This window comes from Romboutsia weinsteinii, assembly GCF_002250835.2.
Classification (GTDB): domain Bacteria; phylum Bacillota; class Clostridia; order Peptostreptococcales; family Peptostreptococcaceae; genus Romboutsia_A; species Romboutsia_A weinsteinii.
This window is the reverse complement of the sequence record NZ_NOJY02000013.1, coordinates 36,282-60,210: the sequence shown is the minus strand read 5'-3', so window position 1 is coordinate 60,210 and position 23,929 is coordinate 36,282. Positions and strand designations below refer to the sequence as shown.

Annotated in this window: 28 protein-coding genes; 23 read left to right on the top strand and 5 right to left on the bottom strand. The window is 30.5% G+C overall.

Annotated elements, in window-relative coordinates; translation table 11 throughout:
• Nucleotides 1-13 precede the first annotated feature (13 nt).
• The 8 genes from CHL78_RS09460 to CHL78_RS09425 all read left to right on the top strand — a co-directional run bounded on the left by CHL78_RS09460 (nt 14) and on the right by CHL78_RS09425 (nt 5,972).
• Complete coding sequence (locus tag CHL78_RS09460; RefSeq protein ID WP_094369235.1) at nt 14-805, top strand: phage antirepressor KilAC domain-containing protein; 792 nt, start codon at nt 14-16, stop codon at nt 803-805.
• On the top strand, nt 805-1,194 hold the full coding sequence (locus CHL78_RS09455) for a hypothetical protein (RefSeq protein ID WP_094369234.1): 390 nt from the start codon (nt 805-807) through the stop codon (nt 1,192-1,194). Before CHL78_RS09460 ends, CHL78_RS09455 begins: the two co-directional genes overlap by 1 nt.
• A 6-nt stretch (nt 1,195-1,200) precedes the next feature.
• Nucleotides 1,201-2,121, top strand: a complete 921-nt coding sequence (locus tag CHL78_RS09450; RefSeq protein WP_094369233.1) for a DnaD domain protein — start codon at nt 1,201-1,203, stop codon at nt 2,119-2,121.
• On the top strand, nt 2,018-2,791 hold the full coding sequence (locus tag CHL78_RS09445; RefSeq protein WP_243446410.1) for an ATP-binding protein: 774 nt from the start codon (nt 2,018-2,020) through the stop codon (nt 2,789-2,791). The genes CHL78_RS09450 and CHL78_RS09445 overlap by 104 nt, the downstream gene beginning before the upstream one ends.
• Before the next feature lie 26 nt (nt 2,792-2,817).
• Nucleotides 2,818-3,099, top strand: a complete 282-nt coding sequence (locus CHL78_RS09440; RefSeq protein ID WP_094369231.1) for a Mor transcription activator family protein — start codon at nt 2,818-2,820, stop codon at nt 3,097-3,099.
• Nucleotides 3,083-3,742 (top strand): N-acetylmuramoyl-L-alanine amidase, encoded by a 660-nt coding sequence (locus tag CHL78_RS09435; RefSeq protein ID WP_158540674.1) that lies wholly within the window; start codon nt 3,083-3,085, stop codon nt 3,740-3,742. Before CHL78_RS09440 ends, CHL78_RS09435 begins: the two co-directional genes overlap by 17 nt.
• Nucleotides 3,743-3,963: 221 nt before the next feature.
• A complete protein-coding gene (locus CHL78_RS09430) occupies nt 3,964-5,133 on the top strand; it encodes a sensor histidine kinase (protein ID WP_094369229.1) in 1,170 nt (389 codons plus the stop codon).
• A 38-nt stretch (nt 5,134-5,171) separates the two neighbouring features.
• Nucleotides 5,172-5,972 carry an EAL domain-containing protein gene (locus CHL78_RS09425; RefSeq protein WP_094369228.1) on the top strand — a complete coding sequence of 267 codons (801 nt, stop codon included), beginning with the start codon at nt 5,172-5,174 and terminating at the stop codon, nt 5,970-5,972.
• 183 nt (nt 5,973-6,155) lie between these two features.
• On the opposite strand, the gene CHL78_RS09420 is transcribed toward CHL78_RS09425, so the two are convergent.
• Complete coding sequence (locus CHL78_RS09420; RefSeq protein WP_158540673.1) at nt 6,156-6,473, bottom strand: helix-turn-helix domain-containing protein; 318 nt, start codon at nt 6,471-6,473, stop codon at nt 6,156-6,158.
• Between the two features lie 210 nt (nt 6,474-6,683).
• Here CHL78_RS09420 and CHL78_RS09415 point away from each other — a divergent pair, with 210 nt between their 5' ends.
• Nucleotides 6,684-6,884 carry a helix-turn-helix transcriptional regulator gene (locus CHL78_RS09415; RefSeq protein WP_330408604.1) on the top strand — a complete coding sequence of 67 codons (201 nt, stop codon included), beginning with the start codon at nt 6,684-6,686 and terminating at the stop codon, nt 6,882-6,884.
• Nucleotides 6,885-6,970: 86 nt separating this feature from the next.
• On the opposite strand, the gene CHL78_RS21485 is transcribed toward CHL78_RS09415, so the two are convergent.
• The 3 genes from CHL78_RS21485 to CHL78_RS09400 all read right to left on the bottom strand — a co-directional run bounded on the left by CHL78_RS21485 (nt 6,971) and on the right by CHL78_RS09400 (nt 7,664).
• Nucleotides 6,971-7,111, bottom strand: a complete 141-nt coding sequence (locus CHL78_RS21485; protein WP_408638601.1) for a YvrJ family protein — start codon at nt 7,109-7,111, stop codon at nt 6,971-6,973.
• A gap of 23 nt (nt 7,112-7,134) precedes the next feature.
• The gene (locus CHL78_RS09405; protein WP_094369225.1) at nt 7,135-7,365 is read right to left on the bottom strand and encodes a DUF2922 domain-containing protein; all 231 of its coding nucleotides are present in this window, start codon (nt 7,363-7,365) and stop codon (nt 7,135-7,137) included.
• Nucleotides 7,366-7,442: 77 nt separating this feature from the next.
• Nucleotides 7,443-7,664, bottom strand: coding sequence for a DUF1659 domain-containing protein (locus CHL78_RS09400; RefSeq protein WP_094369224.1), 222 nt, complete (start codon nt 7,662-7,664; stop codon nt 7,443-7,445).
• A 349-nt stretch (nt 7,665-8,013) separates the two neighbouring features.
• Between CHL78_RS09400 and CHL78_RS09395 the strand changes: the two genes are divergently transcribed.
• From CHL78_RS09395 to CHL78_RS09365, 7 genes are all read left to right on the top strand, one after another.
• Nucleotides 8,014-8,556 carry a signal peptidase I gene (locus CHL78_RS09395; protein ID WP_094369223.1) on the top strand — a complete coding sequence of 181 codons (543 nt, stop codon included), beginning with the start codon at nt 8,014-8,016 and terminating at the stop codon, nt 8,554-8,556.
• Between the two features lie 46 nt (nt 8,557-8,602).
• Nucleotides 8,603-9,229 (top strand): hypothetical protein, encoded by a 627-nt coding sequence (locus CHL78_RS09390; protein ID WP_094369222.1) that lies wholly within the window; start codon nt 8,603-8,605, stop codon nt 9,227-9,229.
• A 68-nt stretch (nt 9,230-9,297) separates the two neighbouring features.
• Complete coding sequence (locus tag CHL78_RS09385; protein WP_094369221.1) at nt 9,298-10,035, top strand: BsaA family SipW-dependent biofilm matrix protein; 738 nt, start codon at nt 9,298-9,300, stop codon at nt 10,033-10,035.
• A 32-nt stretch (nt 10,036-10,067) separates the two neighbouring features.
• On the top strand, nt 10,068-10,730 hold the full coding sequence (locus tag CHL78_RS09380) for a hypothetical protein (protein ID WP_094369220.1): 663 nt from the start codon (nt 10,068-10,070) through the stop codon (nt 10,728-10,730).
• Nucleotides 10,731-10,754: 24 nt separating this feature from the next.
• Entirely contained in the window at nt 10,755-12,893 is a 2,139-nt protein-coding gene (locus CHL78_RS09375) for a VWA domain-containing protein (protein WP_094369219.1), read from the top strand.
• A gap of 81 nt (nt 12,894-12,974) precedes the next feature.
• A complete protein-coding gene (locus tag CHL78_RS09370) occupies nt 12,975-13,763 on the top strand; it encodes a hypothetical protein (RefSeq protein WP_094369218.1) in 789 nt (262 codons plus the stop codon).
• Between the two features lie 375 nt (nt 13,764-14,138).
• On the top strand, nt 14,139-14,825 hold the full coding sequence (locus CHL78_RS09365; RefSeq protein WP_243446409.1) for an LCP family protein: 687 nt from the start codon (nt 14,139-14,141) through the stop codon (nt 14,823-14,825).
• A gap of 31 nt (nt 14,826-14,856) precedes the next feature.
• On the opposite strand, the gene CHL78_RS20550 is transcribed toward CHL78_RS09365, so the two are convergent.
• A complete protein-coding gene (locus CHL78_RS20550; protein WP_147295808.1) occupies nt 14,857-15,195 on the bottom strand; it encodes a hypothetical protein in 339 nt (112 codons plus the stop codon).
• Between the two features lie 209 nt (nt 15,196-15,404).
• On the opposite strand from CHL78_RS20550, the gene rfbA reads away from it, so the two are divergent.
• From rfbA to CHL78_RS09330, 7 genes are all read left to right on the top strand, one after another.
• Entirely contained in the window at nt 15,405-16,274 is an 870-nt protein-coding gene (gene rfbA, locus CHL78_RS09360; protein WP_094369217.1) for a glucose-1-phosphate thymidylyltransferase RfbA, read from the top strand.
• The gene (rfbC, locus tag CHL78_RS09355) at nt 16,274-16,825 is read left to right on the top strand and encodes a dTDP-4-dehydrorhamnose 3,5-epimerase (RefSeq protein WP_094369216.1); all 552 of its coding nucleotides are present in this window, start codon (nt 16,274-16,276) and stop codon (nt 16,823-16,825) included. The genes rfbA and rfbC overlap by 1 nt, the downstream gene beginning before the upstream one ends.
• Nucleotides 16,826-16,895: 70 nt before the next feature.
• The gene (gene rfbD, locus CHL78_RS09350) at nt 16,896-17,762 is read left to right on the top strand and encodes a dTDP-4-dehydrorhamnose reductase (RefSeq protein ID WP_094369215.1); all 867 of its coding nucleotides are present in this window, start codon (nt 16,896-16,898) and stop codon (nt 17,760-17,762) included.
• Entirely contained in the window at nt 17,704-19,812 is a 2,109-nt protein-coding gene (locus tag CHL78_RS09345; protein ID WP_094369214.1) for a S8 family serine peptidase, read from the top strand. The genes rfbD and CHL78_RS09345 overlap by 59 nt, the downstream gene beginning before the upstream one ends.
• 10 nt (nt 19,813-19,822) lie before the next feature.
• Nucleotides 19,823-21,496, top strand: a complete 1,674-nt coding sequence (gene cspC, locus CHL78_RS09340) for a bile acid germinant receptor pseudoprotease CspC (protein ID WP_094369213.1) — start codon at nt 19,823-19,825, stop codon at nt 21,494-21,496.
• Between the two features lie 134 nt (nt 21,497-21,630).
• Complete coding sequence (locus CHL78_RS09335; protein WP_094369212.1) at nt 21,631-23,553, top strand: OPT family oligopeptide transporter; 1,923 nt, start codon at nt 21,631-21,633, stop codon at nt 23,551-23,553.
• A complete protein-coding gene (locus CHL78_RS09330; RefSeq protein ID WP_094369211.1) occupies nt 23,546-23,890 on the top strand; it encodes a PqqD family protein in 345 nt (114 codons plus the stop codon). Before CHL78_RS09335 ends, CHL78_RS09330 begins: the two co-directional genes overlap by 8 nt.
• Nucleotides 23,891-23,929: the final 39 nt, after the last annotated feature.

Here is a 23,929-nt window from a genome sequence, read left to right as displayed (position 1 = left end):
TAGGGGGATAATTATGTTAAAACTGAAAACGTTTACTAGTGCTGAGTTTGGAGAAATTGATGTAATAGTAAAAGATGATAAAGAATATTTTGACGCTATTCAAATTGCTGAAGTTTTGGGATATACAAATCCTAGAGATGCAATACGCAGACATTGTACTTACCCTTGCGTCGTGAATCACGACAGAAGGGTAGTAACTGGTAAGAAGTCTGATGGAAGTGATGCATATAAATTTGTAGATAGAAAGTATATAACTGAGGGAGATTTATACAGACTTATTATAAAATCAAAGCTATCAAATGCTATAAAGTTTGAAAAGTGGGTAATGGATGAAGTACTTCCAAGTATAAGAAAATACGGAGCTTACATGAGCGAAGAAACAATAAACAAAAGTAAAGAGGATAATACATTTTTATTAAAACTTATAGAAATGCTAAGCATACAAGGAAGTAAAATAAAAAATCTAAAAGAAGAATTTGAAAGTGTAAAACCGTACATAGAAGTAGGAAAAACTATTGGAGACTGTGACGATGCAATAAACATAGGGTCATTTGCAAAGATGATATATGCAGTAGGTGCAAATCTAGGAAGAAACAATCTTATGGCTTGGTTTAGAGATAATGGATATATTATGAAAACTATAAGAGGAAATGAGCCTAAGCAAATATACTTACAACAAGGTCTTTTTACCACTCGTCAATTTGTAAAAAACACTGAAGATGGTCAAAGAGTATTTATAACGCCTTATATAACAGGCAAGGGTCAGATTTATTTTATAAAAAAGATAATGGGGGATGTAATATAATGAAGATTTTAAGAAATATGTTAAATAATGCTAAACAAAAGCTACCTTTTGGAAGTGAAGAGTGTGGAAGATTCTTAAAAGAAACTTACAAAGATTCAGTCAATGAAGTAGCTATTATAAATGAAGAAATGTACAACTTAATTGAGCAACATGATGAAATAGTAGGGCAAATAACAAAGCTGGAAAGTGAAAAGAAAATAATAGAACATACTCTGCAAAGTGAACTTAAGTACTGTGAAACTGGATTTTGCAAAGAGAGAAAAATAACATGGAAAAGCTCAACTAAGTGTAGTATAGATACTAAGAGGTTAAAAAGTGATTTACCTGAAATAGCTGAAAAATACAGTAAAACCACTGTTAGTAGGACGTTTAGAATACATAGGGGGTAATTTAAGATGGCTATATTTAGACAAGTTGAAGTTGCATTTTGGAAGGATGATAAAGTAATGCTTGAGATGACTCCAGAGGATAAGCTGTTTTTTCTGTATCTTATGACAAATCCTAATACTACTCAAATAGGAGTATATAACCTAAACACTATGCAAATGGCTTTTGAGCTTGGGTATTCAAATGAAAGTGTGAAAAGCCTTCTAGATAGATTTGAAAATGATTATAAATTAATAAAATACAATTACAAAACAAAGGAAGTAGCTATAAAGAACTGGGGTAGATACAATTTTAGGAAGCTTGGTAAACCCATGATTGATTGTATAAAAAAAGATCTAGGACTTGTTAAAGATACTTCGCTTTTAAAATTTGTAATAAAAGCTATTACAAGAGTTGAAGTAATAGAACTTTTTAATGAGCGTATTGGAGAAATCTTTGAGAAAGATAATGGAAGACAAGTATATAAGTGTATAAATGAAGCAATTGACGATAGGTACCAAAAGATTGAAAAAATTTTTACCATACGTGGGCAAGAAGAAGAAAAAGAAGAAGAACAAGAAAAAGAAGAATATATAGAAAGAGAAGAATACAAAAAACTATTTGAAGAAAACATTGGAAAAGTAAATGGTGTAATAGAAGAGTGGATTACTTATATAAGTCAGGAGATAGATATACATCTATTTAAAAAAGCTATAGAAATTGCCTCAAATAAAGATAAATGTAGCAAAGTATATGTAAATGGAATAATTAATCAATGGATAAATCTTAATATAAAGACTATTAAAGATTTAGAAATTTATCTAAGTAAAAATAGGGGGAATACAAATGGATTTAAATATGCCGGTGTACTTCAAGGAGAGAATGAACAAATTTATAAAAAGCCAAGTGAAGAGCAACTTAGACGAGCAGAGGAGTTACTCATCTCATAGTTACAGATGTAGTAAGTGTAGGGACTTGACCTTTATTTTAAATGACAATGAGGCAATACCATGTGAGTGCAGAGAAATATTAATTTCAGAGCAGATATTAAAAAATAGTGGAATAAGTGAGGGGTATAGAAATAAGACTTTTAAAAACTTTAATTATGCTTATGACATGCAAATATTAGATGCGTTTAATAGTGCTAGAAGTTATGTTAAAGATTTTAAAGGAATCAAAAATAGTAGAAACAACTCTATAATTTTTATGGGACAAGTAGGTAGCGGGAAGACTCATCTATGTCTTGCTATTGCTAACAATTTTATGAAATATGGTGTAGGAGTGGTATATATGTCATATAGAGATAGTATTATTCAAATTAAGCAAAATATTATGGATGGCGAAGCTTATAATAGGATAATACATAAATATAAAAATGCTAGTGTGCTTCTAATTGATGATTTATTTAAGGGAAGTATTAGTACTAGTGATATAAATATTATGTTTGAGATTATAAACCATAGATATTTTAACAATAAGCCTATTATTGTAAGTAGTGAAAAATATGTTCAAGATTTGCTTAATATTGATGAGTCAGTAGGGAGCAGAATCCTTGAAATGTGCAAAGGAAGAGTAGTAGAGCTTAAGGGGAAGATGCTAAATCATAGGATATATGGTTAGTATATAAGTAAAGGGGGAGTTTATTTATGGATTTGATGTATGATGATATACCTAGTAGTTTACAGAATATGTTTGATATAGTAGGAGCAGAGAAGTTTTTAGAGATTATCGGTGTCTATGCAGGGAGTGTAGTATATTTTCCTTCTAGTAAAAATATAAGAAGAGGTATGAGAAATAGAGATATTGTAAGGAGATACAATGGTTATAATATCTTAGAACTATCTAGAGAATATGATATTAGCAGTAGTTATGTTTCTAAAATAATAAAGAAATATGAAAGGGAGAATTGGGATGAAGATTTGTATTAATCCAGGTCACACTTTAAGAGGAGTTGGAAGTGGAGCTGTTGGTATAAAAAACGAGAGCGAGGAAAATAGAAAGGTAGCTAGTGAGATAATCAGACTGCTTAAAGAAAGTGGTTATGAAGTAATAGAATCTAGGGTAGATAGTGCAAATAGTAATGAAGAATATCTAAACAAGTGTGTAAAGATAGCAAATGGCGCTAAGGCTGATTTATTTGTAAGTATACACTTTAATTCATATAACAAAAGTGCTAGTGGTGTAGAAGCTCTAGTTTACGAGAAAAATAATGAGGCCAGCAAATTAGCAGGTCGAATATGTGAGAGTATTAGTGAACTTGGATTTAAAAATAGGGGAGTAAAGATTAGACCGGAGCTTTATGTAATAAGAAAAACTACAATGAGTGCTATTCTTATTGAATGTTGCTTTATAGATAGTTCTAGCGATATGAATATGTATGAATATAGAAGTATGGCAAGAGCAATAGTTAAGGGTATAACAGGTAAAAGCTTAGAGGCAGATAATGTGAGTAATGAAAAATTATATAGAGTATGTGTTGGAAGTTATAAAGAAAAAGATAATGCAAATAAAAGACTAGAGGATGTAAAGAATAAAGGATATAAAGATTCATTTATATACATTGATATTTAATTACCTCATAAATAATTTTTTATTATATATTTCAATAAAAAATGTCGAACGAAAGTTGGATATATATTCCATAATAATGTAGACATCATTCAAAAAATGGTTTATCTTAATAAAGAAACAATTTAAGACAAAATTCTTTTAAAATAGACATTGGATATACAAAATTTAGAGACTGTATTGTACAGTCTTTTTTTACGAGTTATTAAAAAGGAGGGACTTAGATGGATGAAGAATACTCGAAAAAAACATTGGAATCTATACTAGATACAATACCGGAATATATCTTTTATAGAGATTTAAAAGGTAGAAATATTTATTGTAATGAGAGTTATGCAAGTGACTTTATTGGTAAACCCAAAGATAAGATTTATGGAAAAACATATGAAGAATTAGAGGTATTACGACCATATTTTAATATTGGAAAAGTAAGGGATAAAGAGGTTATAGAAAACAAAAAACATTTAAAATATGAGCAGACAATATCTAATGGAAAAGAGAAACGTAAAATTGAGATAGATAAATATCCAATATTTGATGACGATGGAAATGTGGATGGGATACTAGGGATTATTAAAGATGAGCCATACAAAGAAGAATTGAGTAAATTGAGAGAGGGGTTTTTTTCAAATATTAGACATGAATTTAGGACACCTATAAACATGATAATGACATCGATACAGCTTTTAGAACAAAGATGTAAGTTTTGTGATTTAGGTAACTGTAAAGAGTGTTTTGTGAAAGATATCCATAGGATAAATATAAATACTTTAAGGATGCTTAAAATATCAGATAATTTTATAGACCTGACCAATATACAATCTAAAAGTATGGAGTATAAACCTATAAATTATGACATTGTAAGTACTGTTGAGTCTATATGTGATGATATAAATAGATACAAAAAGTTTAAAAATATAAGTATTATCTTTGATACACAAACAGAAGAAAAGATAGTAAGCTTTGATAAAGCTAAATTAGAAAGAATAATACTAAATTTAATTTCTAATGCTATAAAATTTAATAATTATGATGGAAGTGTTATTGTTAGTATACTATTAGAATCTGACTTTGTTGTTATTTCAGTAAAAGATACTGGTATTGGAATTGCTGAAGATGATATAGACTCAATTTTTAACGGATTTTCAAATGTAGAAGACAGGTTTACTAAAATTTGTGAAGGCTGTGGTGTTGGTTTAGCTTTAACAAAACACTTAGTTGAAATGCATCAAGGTACAATTACTGTAAAAAGTGAATTAGAAAAAGGTAGTGAGTTTATAGTAAGGATACCAAATATAGTCAATGTAAATAATTATGTAGATGATATATCTAGTAGAGTGTATGACAGTAGATTAGAACGTATAAAAATGGAATTCTCTGATATATATGAGTAAGATTTATATTTTAGCGTTTATCAATTGGGAGGTAGTATATGAAAGATACATTTGATATATATAATGACAAAGGCAATTTATTTATTGAAGTTATTAACGCTATAAAAAATAAAGAATTTAAGATAGTATATCAACCAAAGTTTAACATAAATAGTATGAATATCGTAGGAGTAGAGGCTCTAATAAGATGGGAAAAGAACAACGGAGATATAGTATATCCAGATTTGTTTATACCTCAATTAGAAATAAATAAAGATATATATTTAATAGATTACTTTGTTCTAGAAAACTGTGTAATGAAAATTAACCAATGGATTAAGCTTAAGATAAAGCCGATACCTATAGCAATAAATATATCTAAAAGTACAATAATGAGAAGGGAATTTATCTCCAAATTAAAATATTTTATAGAAAAGTATGATATACCAGAAGGCATATTTGAACTTGAAATAACTGAACGAGAATGCTTTTATAAAGATATAAAAAATATAGCTAAAAAAATAAAGAAAATAAAAGAATTAGGAGTTAGAGTATCATTAGATGATTTTGGTAGTGGTAATTCTAATATTTTAGCTGTAGCTAATATAGATTTTGATTATATAAAAATAGATAAGTCTATACTAGACGAGATTGGTAATAATAAAATAGATAATATACTAGTCGGAATTAAAAATATTATGGATATGAATAAGGTATTTGTAGTTGCAGAAGGAATAGAAACTAAGTACCAATATGAAAAATTACTTAATTATGGATATTCATATGCGCAAGGGTATTATTTCTCAAAACCAATTACAATAGAACAATTAGAATCTAAATATTTACTTAAGGATAGCTAGACTTTATAAATAAAGACAATTAAATATTATAGAAAGGAATACATTATATTTTACAAATTGAACCATTCCATAAATAAGGAATGACATCGATTTGTATACCAATGAAAAACTGTAGCTAAGACAGCCTTTATCATTGGTATTTTTACAAATCAAAAGTGTGAATTCGTATCTTTAGGTTAAAAATTAACCTTGCATCTCTGCAAGTTTTAATTCGACCATTCCCTCGATCTTAAACTGATCTTCTTTTTTCAACTTTCTAAAATTTTCAATAAAATTAATCTCATAGTCAGATAAATCTGATTCACTGTTATCTAAGCTTAATAACCAATCTGTACTAACATCATAATATAAGGCAAGTTTCTTTAATATTTCTACACTTGGCTCTCGCTGATTTTTCTCATACTTATGGAGATTTTCAAATTGAAGTAAATCCATTAATTTACGTTGACTAATACCTTCTTTATTTCTTAAGTAAGTAAGCTTTTCTCCTAAACTTTCCATTAATAACACCTCTCTATATAGAGTCATTTTGACCATAAATAATAAAAAATATTCAATTTTAGAGTCATATAGACTATAAAGGAATTGACACAGAGTCAAATTGACCGTAAAATATAGATTAATAAGAAAGTTTGACTATATTTAAGGTCAATTTTAATTTTAACATAATAATTTTTAACATAATACTCAGAAATAATTTCAATTAAAGGGGTGAGTGTAATAGATAGTTGTAAAAGTGATTTTGGTGTAATAGTAAAGAAGAGATTAGTCGAATTAAAAATGACACAAAGACAATTAGCAAAGATTCTCGATATGAATGAAAATTACTTAACAGATATTTTAGCAGGGAGAAAAAGTGGAATAAAATATAGATTAAGTATTCTAAGGGAAATAGGATTAGAAAATAAATAAAACTACATCCATTTATTTATAGTAACAACAAAATAGAGCTATTGCCTTTGCAACAGCCCTATTTTTAGTATTTTTCATAAGATTAATTACCTATCTCGAAAAGTCAAAATATTAGAAGAAAGACTATCTATGCTAGAAGTTAAGCTAGCAAGCTTACCCTCAATCCTTATCAACAAATACATTGATATAGCAATAGGAAAACCTACATTGGCTATCAAAGTCTGCATATTATAATCCATAAAATCACATCCTATCCAATAACTAAATCATAACCAGTAGTATCAGTTCTAACAACCTTAGCCTCAACAGCTTCAGTAAGAGTAGCACCATTTGGAGCGAAGATATCCTTAGTTATAATAAGCTCCATAGCATCTTTAATTTCCTGCTCATTTAAATCACTCCTAGGATCATCAACCGATAAAGATACCTTGTTACCAGCAGTAGTTCTAAAAGTCATCATAAGTTTTAAAGAAACATTCATAATTAATTACCTCCCAAAATTAAAATTTAATTTTCATAAAACACTACAATATCATAGTAACTATGTAACCCTAAAGATTACTCAGCTAAAGTAGTATTGTCTACTTTAGATACCTCGTATAAGTCATGCTCTTGAAGTGAAGACAATGAAGTCGCTACAGCGTATAAGTCATCATTTGTAGCAGTTGGTTTTACATTGGCAAAACTTTTAGTTTTTATTACAGCCTTTCCATTAGTATCAGCTCCGTGGTTAAATTTTAGCTTAAGGCTAGATGGTTCTTTTAGTGATATAACAGCCATATAATTACCTCCTATATAATTTTTTCAAAGCTAGTTGCTTTGTTAATTAAATAGTAATTCACAATTTAGGATAGTAGTTAGGAACTATTCTATAGAACTTTTATATGAAATTAGTAAAATATATTCTGTAGGCACAATATAAAAATCTATAGACATATACCATTTGATATGGTCAAGTCTATAGATTTTTTTGTTTATATTAAAGGTAGTCATTAGAGGTACTACTTTATAGCACCCTATAATAGAAGGAAAAGTAAACTCTTGCGTAGTGGATAAATCACTTTAAAAAATCTAAAATTAATAATGTAAATTAGCTACAAAATTAAAATAAAGTTGAAGGGGTAAATTGATGGATATAAAAAAAGTTTTAAATATAGCATGGGATATAATATTTTATACTTTCTTGATAGGATCAATAGTTTTGACTATATCCATATCAAAAACACATAACCCAGGCGAAGGACCTTCAGTATTTGGATATAAATTTTATACAGTATTGACTGAAAGTATGAGCCCTACTATGAATAAGGGTAGCTTGCTTATAGTGAAAGAATCAAAAAAACAAGATATAAAGGTTGATGATGCGATAACTTTTTTTAATGAGGCTAGGACTAGTGTTACTACTCATAGAGTAAAAGAAGTTTCTAACATAGATGGAAAAATAAAGTTTACAACTCAAGGAGATGCGAACAATACAGTAGACCCAGAACAAGTAGATGGTGATCTGTTGGTTGGTAAAGTAGTATTTCATGTTCCATTTATAGGAGCAATGCTGGAAGTCATAAGGGAAAACATCAAGTTAGTATTGGGAGGATTATTTTTAATAATTATAATAACTTCTATACCAAACAAACATAGAAAAGATAAAAGAAAAGCTAGTTCAATTAATTAAGAATATTTAATTAAAATCTGAAATTTTTTAGAGGGGAGGTAAAATTATGAGATTTAAAAAATTAGGATCTATTCTAAGTGTTGTCTTAATTAGTGGGTTAATGGTTATTCCTACTGGTATTGCATCTAAAGTATATGCATCCGTATCTGAAGCAATAAACAAGTTGATAATGGTTGAGGATAGCGTTGTAAATGAATTTGCAGCAGGAGTAAAGATTATGGTAGATGAAGAATTTGAAGAACCTAAAGATTGGGATGGGGAAAAAACTAAAAAAATAGTAACAATACCAAATCAAGGTACAACACCAGCATTTATAAGAGTTGCAATAGTACCTCGATGGGAAGATGAAAATAGTAATCCTTGGCCAGGTGATGTAAGTAGTGATGTAGTTAAAATAACTTATACTAAAAATACAAAATGGGTAAATGGAAATGATGGATACTATTACTATAATGAGATAGTCCCAGGTGGTGAAAAAACAGATAGCATAATTGAAGATGTAGAATTAGATACAGATAAAATTGATAAAGAAAAATATAAAGGTAAGTCATTAATAGTAGATGTAAAAGCTGAAGCAGTAGAAGCATCTAGTGAAGCCTACAATGCAGTGTGGCAAGGTCTAAATGATAATACAAAAGCATTACTAGATAAGCTGCTTGGTATTACTAAATAAGTGTATAAATTAAGTTTATATATATTAGATATACATATTAAATAATTAATTATAAGGGGGATGTAATTATGCATAACAAGAAAATAAAAGGTGGAGTAGCGATGTTAGCGCTATCAGCAGTATTAATAGGAGGAACTTTCGCTTGGTTAGGATCTACTGATAAAGTAACAAACAAATTTATTACTGCATCTGCATCTGATAGTGATCATGGTGTAGATATATGGGAAAAATTCACACCAAATTCAACTGCGACTCCAGGAACTGCAGTTGAAAAGATAGTTCAAGTTAAAAATACAGCTAAATATGATTCATTAATAAGGGTAGAGATGAATGCAGCATTTAAAAAAATAAGTTTAGATAAAACAAATATAACTCTTAACAAGGATAATGTTATAACTGAAGAAGAAATAACATTTAATGAAGATGGTACAATAGAAAATGGAAAAGGTAATTGGGTAGAAGTTACAGAGAATGAAAAAACGTATTACTACTACGTAGGAAATGTAGTGGCTGGTGGATTTACAGATAAAATATTAGATAGTGTTACATTATCTGAATCAGTAAAGACTAACCCAAACTACTTAGGACAAGAATTTAATGTAGATATAGATGCATATAGTGTTCAAAGTACAGCAGAAGCAGTTACTGATAAAACAGATGGAAAAGCACAAGGTGCAACAGGAGAACAATTAGGATTTGGGTTAGATGCAACAAAACATGAAAACTTAGTGAAGGCTTTACAAGCTGTAGCTAATGGACCAGCAACTTCTTGTGACAAAACATATGGAACTTCAGCTACAGAATAATAGTATTAAATAAAAAATGAAGGAGTGGGAACGTGAAAATTTTCTTGAAAATATTTATAGTTGCCGTTTCACTTCTTTCCATAATAACAACACAGGGGGATGCACTTGAAAAGTCGCCTCCTAATGTTGTATTAGAGGGAAATGCGAAAGGGATAATATATCTTCCTGGAGATGAGGCCTTTTTACTTGGTGAAAATATAGCCCCAGGAGATAAAATAACAAGAACGCTAGAAATTAAAAACAAATATGATAAATCATATCAACTTTACTTAAGAGCAGAGAGAGTAACTCCAGAAGAAAAATATGATTTGATGAAAGTAATAAACTTAAAGATAACATACAAAGATGATGTATTATATGAGGGTCCAGTAAGTGGAGAAGATGGTATGGTAGAAAGCATAGATTTAGGTACATATAAACCAGATACAGAACAAAATCTAGTTGCTACAGTTGAGTTTGATCCATCTATATCAAAATCTAATCCATCATATTGGAACAAATATGCTCAAGTAGATTGGATATTTACAGCACAAGCAAAAGAGGATGATAGCACTGTTGATAAACCGTCTAACGATACTGGATCATCTGGTGGCTCTAATTCACCTCAAACAGGTGATTCAGGCATGTTAACCTATGCTATTTTAGGCGGAGCGAGTGTAGTAGTTTTATGTAAATTAAGAAAAAAGGGTAAATAAATATTAGCTCCAAAAGAGGTGAGTATGAAATTGAGTAAATTTATGAAAAAAATAGCTTTGATATTAGTAGTTTGTCTATCTATAAATATAGGAGGATGGACACCTTCAATTGTGGAGGCAATAACATCTAATAATATAGATACTACTGAAATGAGTGATACAATACTAAATGAATTACAACCAGACGAGGAACTCCAACAAACAAAACCTTCAGACTCAGATATAGTAGAAGGTGAAGGGGTTGCGGACGATTTATCAAATGAAGATACAGGAGTTTCTACTGAGACAGAATCTACAGAAGAAGTGAAGGAAACTGAAGAAGTTATTGAGGAAGATAATGAAAGCGAAGTAGAAGAGGTAAGTGACCAAGATACACCCGTATCATTAAGAGAAGATGGTAGAATTATTCCTGCTATAGCTGCAGAAGAAGAAAAAACTACAACTTCAGGAAAGAATCCACTTACTTTAACAAAGACAGCGACTCAAGATGAAAATAATCCAGAAGAATATGAAATATCATTGGATATTACAGGAACTGCTCAACAGCAACAAGTAAAGACTGCAGATATAGTAATAGTTATGGATAAATCTGGTAGCATGACTGAGAATGGTTCCCAAAAATTATCCTTAGCAAAAAAAGGAGCAATAAAATTTGTTGAAAATTTATTAGGTACAAGTGGTACAACACCAAGTAACATAGGAATATCTGTTGTACAATTTGATAGTTTAGCAACTCGTATAACAGGAATAGAAGATAAACCATTTATAAAAGATAGCAATATATTAAAAAGTAAAATAAATGGGATTCAAGCAGGAGATGGTACAAACACAGAGGCAGGTATTAATAAAGCTAAGCAACTATTAGATAAATCAGAAGCTAATCAAAAATATGTAGTGCTATTCACTGATGGATTGCCTACATTCTACTGTAAAGGTGAATATATATATGGATATCAATGGAAACGAGGTCAAAATAATAGTAAATATATGAATGGTAATGGGTCAGATACAACTAAAGAATGCAGAAACGCTGCAATATCAGCATATAAAAAAGTTATAGCAGACTCAAGCGTTACATTCTATAGTGCAGGTGTATTTGATAGAGGTTCATCATCAAATACTGCAAGAGAGTTTTTAGGAAATGTACAAAATGTAACAATAAAATACCCAGAGATATATGGAACAGGTCAGGCGGCTATAAATAAATATCTAGACGGTTATAAGAAAGGTGATAAGACAGTTAATAAACATTACACTAGCAACGAAAATGATATTGAAAATATGTTCGAAGATATGAGTATAGAAATTCAAAATGAGATAAATAAATTAATAGCTAAAAATGTAACAGTTACAGATACAGTTACAAAATATTTCGAGCTTATAGATGGCAGTAAATATACTATAACAGATTATAAAAGTGATAAACTAGAAATAAATAAAGATATAGTATGTAAGGTAGAAGCATCAAAAGTGGACACTGAGTATGGAGGTACAACAGTAAAAGAAGATAAACTTACTTTTAAAATAAATGAAATAAGAGAGCCGGGAATATCCATAAAGTTTAAGGTGAAAGTAAAGGACTCATACTTCTTTGGAAATGATGTTCCTACAAATACTACAGCAAATATAGAATTTAATGACCCTCTAGATACTAGTGAAAATCCAAATGTTGAGACTGGCGAATTTCCAGTACCTAGCGTAGATATAGAGCCTAAAATAGGAACTATAAATGTAACTAAGGTAATTACAGAAGGAGCAGATAAAGCACCGGAAAATGATACATTCTCGGTATTAATAAAAGGTGAAAGTGCTCAGTACAATATAGATGTACAAGCAGGAAACGATAAAACTAAATCTATGAGTTTTATAATGAAAGGTGATAATACAGATATTACTGATTCTTATATAACAAACTATATAAAAAATAATAATCTTCAAGGGTATAACTTTGTTAAAGCTGGAACTTACAATGTAAGTGAAATAGTTCCTATGAATTATACAAAAGTAGGAACTGTTATTAATAATAAAAACACAGAAACTTTTGAGTTAAGTAAAGACAATAGAGATATAAATATAGTAGTAAAAAATAAATTAGTAAATGAAATATACTTCTTTGATAAATTTACTAAACCTAATATATTTAAACTATTAAAAATTAGCTAATTAATAAAAGCTATCTAATAAATAGAATTATACTCTATTTCATAGATAGCTTTAAAAAAAGTGTGAAGGGAGGGAGAATAAATGCATAATAAAAAACTTAAGGGAGTTATAGCCGCCCTTGCTCTAGGCGCAGTCTTAATCGGTGGAACATTTGCATGGAGAGGTGCTAATGATAGTATAACAAATGTATTTAGCTCAGATTTATCAAATGATAGTGGAATAGACATCTATGAACATTTTGATAAAAAGGGTGCATCTGAGATAAGGACCGGAAGTGAACAGGCTGTAAACAAAGAAGTACAAGTTAGAAATGAAAGTGAATATGACTCTTTAATAAGGGTACAATTAATACCTATAGTTAAAGATAGTAGTGGAAAAGAAATAAAAGAGCTTTCAAAATATGTAGAATATACATATGCAACAGAAAATAAAGAGATTAATACAACAGATACTTCTGTTGGTAGCTGGATAATGGTAGATAATAATTATTATTACATAGGCAATATAGCACCAGGATACTTTACAAATAAAATTATTGATAAAGTCTGGTTAAATCCTGAAATAGCAAAAGATGATGCATATAAAAAATTATCAGATAAAGAAATACAATTTGAAGTAAAAGTAGTAGCTCAAGGTGTACCTAGCACAGAGGATGCCATAACTACTGATAAAGATGATGAAGGTAACATAGTTGGATTTGGACTGGATGCTACATCTGATTCTGAGTTGGTAAATGCATTAAAAAATGTAATTAAGATAGACTCAAAAAATACAGAAGAGTCAGGTAGTAACGAAAATGCGTTTGATTCAGATATGAGTAACATAGATAAACCGGATAGTAAAAAAAGCATATTTAATATTTTTCAATAATATTTATAGAGATGATATAAATTAAAGGGTGGTGCTACTAAATTTAGTATCGCCGCTCTTTAATTTATAAATATATAAGTTATTTACTATACCAATCTTGCATATTAATAATTATAATTTTATTAAAATAATGTAGGAGAAAATATTATGAGTAAAATAAAAAAAGTAATAATCGGACTAGTAATAGCTATAATAGCAGTACCGCTAGTAACCTTCGGAGCAGTATACTCAAAGCTAAACTCAATGTACGACAAACAACAAGCAAAAGAAGTCAACCAAACAATAGAAAAAGCAAAAGAAACAAAAGGCATAACCAACATCCTTCTAGTAGGAGTAGACGGAGACAACCTAGAAAAAGGAAATCGCTCAGACTCCATGATGATACTAACCGTAGACTCAAAAAACAAAGACATAAGACTAACCTCACTAGCAAGAGACACATATGTAGACATACCAGGACACAGCACAGAAAAACTTACCCACGCCTACGCCTACAACGGAATCAGCCTACTACTTGAAACAATAAGCAAGAACTTTGAACTAAACATAGACAAATACGTAGCAGTAAGCTTCGAATCATTCGTAAAAATAATAGACACCCTAGGAGGAGTAGAAGTAGAGGTAACCGACGAAGAAGTAAGCCAAATATCAGGAGTAGACAACTCAGGAAAACAAACACTTACAGGAGAGCAAGCCCTATCATACAGCAGAATAAGATACATAGACAGTGCATTTCAAAGAGACAATAGACAAAGAGTAGTAATACAATCAATTTATCAAAAATTAGCAGACAGCTCAGTATCAGAACTTATCGGAGTATCAGGAGACGTAATGCAGTACACAAAAACAAATCTATCACCACTTGACATGCTTGACTTGGCAAACAAAGTAATGAAAATAAACGACAAAGACATAGACCAAGTAGAATTTCCATACGAAGGGCATAGAAATGGTCATATAATAAGCAAAGAAAAAGGTTATGTAATAGAATGGGAAAAAGACTACAACATAAAAGAGCTTCATAAATTCATATTTGACTACAAAAATTACGAGAAAAAATAATCAAAAAGTGTGCACTTAGATGCACACTTTTTTATATCATAAGTAAAAAAGTGTACTGCAACAAACAAAGTACAGTAAGCTTAAAAATCAACTCTACTTGATTCATAATTACTACATCTAATACATAACAAACATCCATATTTCTGTGCTTTGACGACCTTAACAACAAATAAACTTTGCAAATTAAATAAAGTACAACACTCAACGAAATTATAATAGCAAACAGCACACTCATAACTCCAGTAATATAAATAAATGTACAAAATATTGATAGCAATATCTTACAAGTAATAACTATCTGAGTAATTATAATAAGTGATAAACATATAACGGCCAATATCTTCGAAATCAGACTATCAAAAAACTTCACATCACGTCCTCCTTAGATTGAGAATTCACAACATATAATATTATCTATTCATAAACACACAAGCATTATTACTTCTACAATTATCTTTTATAAATTTATTGATCTCACACATTAATATATTAAAGCAGTTATTATATACAATTTTATTACCTCTATGAATATACATATATAGTAAGTCTATATAAGCCGAAGTTTAGGAGGGAATATAAATGAAAGGTATTATACTAGCGGGAGGCTCAGGAAGCCGACTATATCCAATCACAAAATGCGTATCAAAACAAGCCTTGCCAATATACGATAAACCAATGATTTACTACCCAATGTCCGTACTCATGCTAGCTGGAATAAGAGAAATATTAATAATATCAACACCTAGAGACATAAGCCTATTCAAAGAACTATTTAAAACTGGATATGACCTAGGACTTAATATAGAATATGCAGTGCAAGAAAATCCAAACGGTCTTGCTGAAGCATTTATAATAGGAGAAAAATTTATAAAAGATGACAAAGTTGCTTTAGTACTTGGAGACAACATATTCTACGGCTATGGATTTAGTGAGAGACTTAAAAGAGCTGTAAAAAGAGAAGAAGCAACAATATTTGGATACCAAGTAGCAGACCCAAGAGCCTTTGGAGTAGTAGAATTTGATGATAACTTCAACGTACTATCAATAGAAGAAAAACCTAAAGTACCTAAATCAAACTATGCAGTACCAGGGCTTTATTTTTATGATAACGATGTAATTGAAATAGCAAAACATGTTAAGCCATCTGAAAGAGGAGAGCTGGAAATAACTTCAGTTAACAACGAATACTTAAAAAGAGGCAAATTAAAAGTAGAGTTATTTGGAAGGGGCATGGCATGGTTAGATACAGGAACTCACCATGGTCTACTAGATGCATCAAACTATGTTGAAGCAGTCCAAACCAGACAAGGATTATACATCGCATGCTTAGAAGAAATAGCTTATAGAAAAGGATATATCACAAAAGAAAAACTACTAGAACTTGCTAAACCACTTATGAAAACAGATTACGGAAAATATTTAGTAAAAGTATCAGAAGAGGTGATGTAATGGGAAATTTTAATTTTATAGAAACTAAAATAAAAGACTTATATATAATCGAGCCAAAGGTATATGAAGATGTTAGAGGTTATTTTATGGAAAGTTATAACAAAAAAGACTTTAAAGAAGCTGGACTTAATATGGAGTTTGTTCAAGACAATGAATCAAAATCTAAAAAAGGCGTGCTTAGAGGTATGCATTTTCAAACAAAGTATAGCCAAGGCAAGCTAGTGAGAGTAACTCAAGGAGAGGTATATGATGTTGCAGTTGATTTGAGAAAATATTCGCCTACCTATGGTATGTGGGAAGGTGTGCTACTTTCTGCTGAAAATAAAAGGCAGTTTTATGTTCCGGAAGGCTTTGCACATGGATTTTTAGTATTATCTGATGTTGCAGTATTTAATTACAAGTGCACAAACTACTATGCTCCAGAGTATGAAGGTGGATTTTTATGGGATGATGAAGATGTAAAAATAAATTGGCCATTAGATGAGATAGAGGAAGTATTGTTGTCTGAAAAAGATAAGAAGCATTGTAGCTTTAAGGATTTGAACTTGTAAGTTTAAGATACTTGAGCTTATGCATAAGTATAGTTTTATCAAATATTAAGATATATCGAGGAGATTAAATATGAAGATATTAGTTACTGGAATTAAAGGTCAACTTGGATATGATGTGATAAAGGAATTAAACAAAAGAAACTACGAAGCAATAGGCGTAGACATAGATGAAATGGATTTAACATGTGAAGAACAAATAAAAACTTGTATAAACTCACATAAACCAGATTGGATAATTCACTGTGCAGCTTATACAGCAGTAGATCCTGCTGAAGATAATGAACATATATGTAGAAAAATAAATTCTACATCTGTAAAGACTATTGCAAGCATGTGCAAAAATCTAGATATACCTATGATATATATAAGTACAGATTATATATTTGATGGAAGTAAAGAAGGCGAGTATGTAGAAGATGACTTAGCTAATCCTATAAATATTTATGGAAAAACAAAGTACGAAGGGGAGCTTTATGTTCAATCATTGCTAGAAAAATATTATATAGTACGAATATCATGGGTATTTGGAGAGAATGGAAAAAACTTCATAGATACTATGCTTAATCTATCTAAAAATAAAGACAAAATAAGTGTAATAAATGATCAAATAGGATCACCAACCTACACAAAAGACCTAGCACCTTTACTTGTAGATATGCTAGAAACTGATAAATACGGTATATATCATGCTACAAATGAAGGGTATTGCACTTGGTATGAATTTGCAAAACACATTTTTGATGTAGCTAATATTGATATTGAATTAAAACCAATACTAACTTCTGAATATCCAAGCAACGCAACAAGGCCAATGAATAGCAAAATGAGCAAAGAAAAACTAATACAATCAGGATTTAAGCCACTTAGAAGTTGGAAAGATGCAGTACAAGAGTATATTGGGGGGGATTGTTATAAATCAAAACCAAATAAACAATAAAGAAAACAGTTTTTATAAACAACTTAAAATATCAAATAAAGTTATAAAAGTAGATTTTTTAGTAGAAAACAATGAATCAGAAATAAATATAGATATATGGCAAAACCCTATAGATGAATTTGACGTATATCTAGTAGACCCATCAAATAGACCAACACAAACAGTATCCTTAGCATCAAGAAAAGTAAAAAATATAATAGAAGGTACAAAAATAAAAGGATATTTTTATCCTATAGACTCAGACTCTCTAAAAAGAAGAATAAACCTAAAATTAAAAACAGATAACTTTATAACAACAGGTACTTGGCAAATAGTACTTATACCAAAAAAGATTATAGATGGAGCTATAGATATATACCTAACAAAAGAAAATAATGAACTAAAATACAAAACTAGAGTAAGCCCTATAAGGATTGGAGTAAACATAGTATTTGAACCTGGCTTTGAGGAGCGCTTAAGTAAGAATATTACTAATTACAACTTTTATAAGTTAAGTGATGATTTTGGAACTTTAGTTTTCAATGATGGAGATATAAGCCAGATGAAAGAGATAGTATCTATACCCGAAGTATTAAGGTTTGAACCTTTAACTTGGATGGAAATACTAGGGAATATAACTACCTCAACTTCAAATGGTGTAAATGCAAACGAAGAAATAGGTGTGAATTTTTTTAAAAATAATCCCAATATATCTTTAACTGGAAGAGGAGTAGCTATTGCTATAGTAAGTAGTGGTATAGATTACTTACATCCAGACTTTATATACCCAGATGGAACATCGAAAATACTTTATCTATGGGACCAAACCAAAGAAGGAAGTCCACCAAAAGGATATTATATAGGCACTGAATATACTAAAGAGCAAATCAATAAGGCAATAGCCCAAAAGGATGCTAGCCTATCAACTGATGAAGAGGGTTATGGTACTATGTCTGCTGGAATATGTGCAGGCCTTGGTAATGTAAATAGTCAATACAAGGGTGTAGCAGAAGAAGCAGAGTTAATAATTATAAAGATTGGAAAGATTGATGGATATTATAATAATGCAATGGTTTCTGTGGCATATGAATATGCATACAGAAAAGCATATGAAGATAATATTCCATTAATTATTGATAATACTGTGGGAACTACAAGCCTTGCTGGGGTAAGTAGCAGAACTATAACTAGCCAGCCATTTTATACTAGAGGATTATGTATAGTATCAAGTGCTGGAAATGAATTCAACGCTCAGACTCATGCAAGTGGAGTGCTAATATCAAGTGAAGATATTCAAGATGTAGAACTAGAATTAGCAGAGGATGAAGCGTATCTTGAAATAGATGTATGGCTAGATAAGCCAGATACTGCTAGAGTATCAGTAGTATCACCATCAGGTAATGAGAGTAAGGTTTTGGATGTAGCAGATTATAATAGTACATCTTCAGTGTTTGATTATGCAGCTACGCCATACTCAATAAATTACATATATCCAACTATTACATCAGGTCAGCAACATACAATAATCTTACTAAGGAATGTTAAAAAAGGTATATGGAAAATAAGATTAAGGGGAGATAATATAACTAATGGTATATATAATATGTATTTGCCAAATCGTGCACTTCTAAAGCCTGGGACAATATTTAGGCAATCTAACCCATATAGTACTATAACTTATCCGGGAAATTATGATGATACTATTACAGTAGGAGCTTATAATAGCAAAGACAACAGTTTGTGGCAAAACTCATCAAGAGGACCAACTGTATCGGGACTTTTAAAACCGGATTTAGTTGCACCGGGTGTAGATATAATAGGAAGTTATCCAGGTGGGGGCTATGCAACTATAACAGGTACTTCAGCAGCTAGTGATTATACATCTGGATGTGCGGCACTTTTTATGCAATATGTATTAGTTAATGATTTATATGTTGATAAGGCTTTTACTCAATTAATAAGGTCATACTTTAGGTTAGGAGCAATAAGGCTAGATAATATAAATTATCCAAATAATAACTACGGATATGGAATGTTAAATATAAAGAGCGTATTTGATCAACTTACATAGGGGGGATTTTATGGAGTTATCATATCCTATAACGTATATAGGAGATATTGCAACTGCATTAAAAGATAATGGTATTAATAATTATATAATATTAAATCAAACCTTAGCTCTAATATATGCTGATAAAAAATTTAATGAAAATATATTAGATAAAATAAAACAAGTAACATGGTGGCAAGAGGCAAGACCTATGAGCTCGATGATAGAGATAAACCGTATATTGGAAGGTGGAGAAACTGTAACAAATGCCTCTGGAACTAATTATATCTATGACAACCCATATATATCTGTATCAGGAGAAGGAATAATGATTGCAATAATAGATTCAGGAATAGATTATTTGCACCCAGATTTTATAAATGATGATAATACCAGTAAGATAATCTCAATCTGGGATCAGAGTAGTAGTAAAGGAACTCCTCCAGAAGGGATGATATTTGGAAGTGAGATTACAAGAGAAGAAATAAATAAAGCTATTAAAGAAAAAGACAGCACATTAAGTCGTGACAATACTGGAACAGGTACTATAGCAGCAGGAATAGCGTCAGGAAATGGAAGAAAAAATGCTTTGTATAAGGGAGTAGCGACTAAGAGTGAGTTAGTTGTTGTTAAGCTTAGAGAATATGAGGGATTATTTGAAGAGGGAAAAATAAACTATTATAATACAGATTTCTTGGCAGGGATAAAATATGTTATAGATGTATATAAAAAAGAAAAAAAGTTTCTTGTAGTAAATTTGTCTATAGCTGAAAAATCAAGGGCATATGTATTAACTAACTTATTAGATACATTTGAAGAACTTAAAAATCCAGGTGTGATTGTGGTCAGCGGAGCTGGAAATGAAGGAAATACGGATATTCATTATGAAGGAGTCTTTAAAGATAAAAAATCACCACACGATATTGTAATAGAAGTAGGACTTCAAAAGCTTTTAGATATTTCAATTGCAAGTAATGGACCAGATAAAATTGGAGCAGCAATAATATCTCCATCTGGGGAAATGAGTTATCATGCAACTTATGAGCCTGAAAATGATGAATACTATGGTAAGTTTATTTTGGAGGATTCTCCATATGAGATGAGATATTCTTATCCTTGGCTATTATCTGGAAATGAAGAATTACTTATGAGAATTATTAATATAAAGCCAGGAATCTGGACCTTAAGGTTATTTCCAGAAGTTTTAATAAGTGGTGAATATGATATCTATCTTCCAAACCAAAATTTAATACCTGAAAATACAAGGTTTTTAGATCCAAATTCATTTGCAACCATAACACTGTATGGCGCAACAGAAAGTGTAATAACAGTTGGTGCATATAATGATAAAACACGTAGTATGTGGATTGGTTCTTCAAAAGGACCGATAAAGGGAAGAGGGGTAAAGCCAGATATTGTAGCGGCAGGCGTTGACATTATATCAACATTTATAAATCAAGGATATACAACTTCTACTGGTACAGGTGTGAGTAGTTCTCTAACTTGTGGCGTTATAGCGTTGCTTATGGAATATATATATCAGCAAGGTCCTACTATGAGAAAATTACTATTTACCAAGGTTTTAAAAACCTACTTAATGCTTGGAGCAACACAAAACGAAATATATACTTACCCAAACAGCTCACAAGGATACGGAGTACTGAATTTACAAAATACCATGAAAGCAATTGCAAGTAAAATTTAAAAGTATAGACTACAAAATATTTGTTATGATTATATCGATTTACAAACCCTGCTTGTACTATTTTACAAATATAGATATATTTTTATTTTTGATGAATAAGATTAAGTATCTAAATAAAAAGGGGGTAAGTTTAAATGAACAAGAAATTACCTAAGGGGGCATATGGTGGAGTAGCTGGAAAAGATTATGTTCCTTATATCACAGACAAAAACAAGTCTGGTGGAAACCTTGCAATATTAATAATTGGTCTTATTCTAGCTGCAGTATTTGCGGCATCGACAGCATACTCTGGTATGAAAGCTGGTCTTACGGTAGCAGCAGGTATACCAGGAGCTATACTTGGTTCGGCATTTGTAGGAGCATTTGCTCGTGGGAAAGGAATACTTGGTAAAAATATTATCCAAGGTATGTCAAGTGGTGGTGAATCAGTTGCCAGTGGTATCATATTCGTACTTCCTGCAATAATTTTAATTGGTAGTCAGATTTCATTTTTTGAAGGTGTAGCAGTAGGAATAGGTGGAGTACTATTTGGTATTGGTTGTGCATCACTTGTTCATAATTACTTAATCATTGAGGAACATGGTAAGCTTATGTATCCAGAATCCATGGCAATATCAGAAACATTAGTAGCATCAGACACTGGTGGAGAAGCTATAAAATACATGGGAATGGGATTTGGAATAGGTGGATTTATTACTTTACTTACAGGATCATTTTTTAATGTAGCAAACAATGTAATTAGCTTTGTTGGAAATAAATTTTATAAATGGAAATTTGATATGGAGGTAAATCCTCTTCTTTTAGGTATAGGATTTATAGTAGGTCTTGAAGTTGCACTTACAATGTTTGCAGGATCAATTTTATCAAGCTTTGGTATTACACCTTTAATAGGATACTTTACTGATCTTGCTGGTGAAGGAGCTAAAGTTTGGAATGACCCATCACTTGCTATGAACCAAATGACAGTAAGTGAAATATCTAGTAACTATGTAAAATATATAGGTGCTGGTATGATGCTTTGTGGTGGTATTATAGGTGCAGTAAAACTTATACCAACTATAATAGCTTCAGTTAAAGAAACAGTAAAAGCTAAATCAAGCTCAGCAAATGGTGAAGGTGGATCATCAATTCAAATGTTAATATTACTAGGTGGTATAGTAGTTGGATTTATAGCAGCATTTTTAATTTCTGGAAACTTTATGATGGCAATAGTTGGAGCAATAATTTCACTATTATTATCATTATTATTTGTTATAGTAGCAGGACGTCTTACAGGTACAATAGGAACATCTAACCTTCCAGTATCTGGTATGACAATAGCTTCATTAGTTATAGTAACATTAGTATTTGTATCAATGGGATGGAGTAGCCAAGCAGATAACAAATCACTTCTTTTATTTGGTACATTTATAGTTGTTGCAATAGCAATGGCAGGTGGATATACCCAATCTCAAAAAGTAACTTATATAATAGGTGGTAGCAAAAATGAAATGCAACGTTATTTCACACTTGCAGGTATAGTAGGGGTAGTAGTAGTTATAGCGACAATATTATTACTATCTGACCAATTAGCAGCTACTGGAGACAATGTTCAATTTGCACTTCCTCAAGCTAACTTAATGTCAACTTTAACATCTGGTATTATGTCAGGTAAATTACCTTGGGTTATGATTATCGTAGGAGTATTTATGGCAATAGTTTTATACTTCTTAAACTTACCTATAATGACAGTTGCAATAGGATTCTATTTACCAATAGCAACTACATCAATAATATTAGCTGGAGCATTAATTCGTGTATTTGTAGAAAAAACTTCTAAGAGCGATAAAGACAAAGAAGTTAAAGTATCTAATGGTATAAGTTTATCTTCAGGTCTTGTTGCTGGTGGATCTATAATAGGTTTAATAGGAATAGTATTACAAGTATTAAATGTTATAAAAGTAGGTACTCCAAGTGGATTTGCAGCAGGTAATGGTATGGCAATATGCTTATTATTAGTATTAGTAGTACTTTCAACACTTCCTATTATAAAATCTAAGGTAAAGAAAAATGAATAATGAAGCTGTTTTAAATATGATATTTAAAATCTGTGATAATGTTGAGTATGAGATAGATAAAAAGGGTATAGTTACAATACTTGAAAAGCAAGATCACAAAGTTCAGCAGTTTTTTAGGAAGTTGAAATTTAAAATTCCTATGTATAAAAAGGTGGAGCTTGATAAATATAGTAGTTATATATTCTCACAAATAGATGGTGAGAAAACGGTTAAAGATTTGGGGGAAGTATTGGATTTGAAATATGGGAAAGAATCACATCCATTGTATGAGAGGCTGTTGCTATTTTTAAATCATATTGAAGTAAATTGCAATTACATCGAAAAGATAAGTGAATAATAAATATAAATTAATATTCAAGTAAATTTGTAGTGAAGA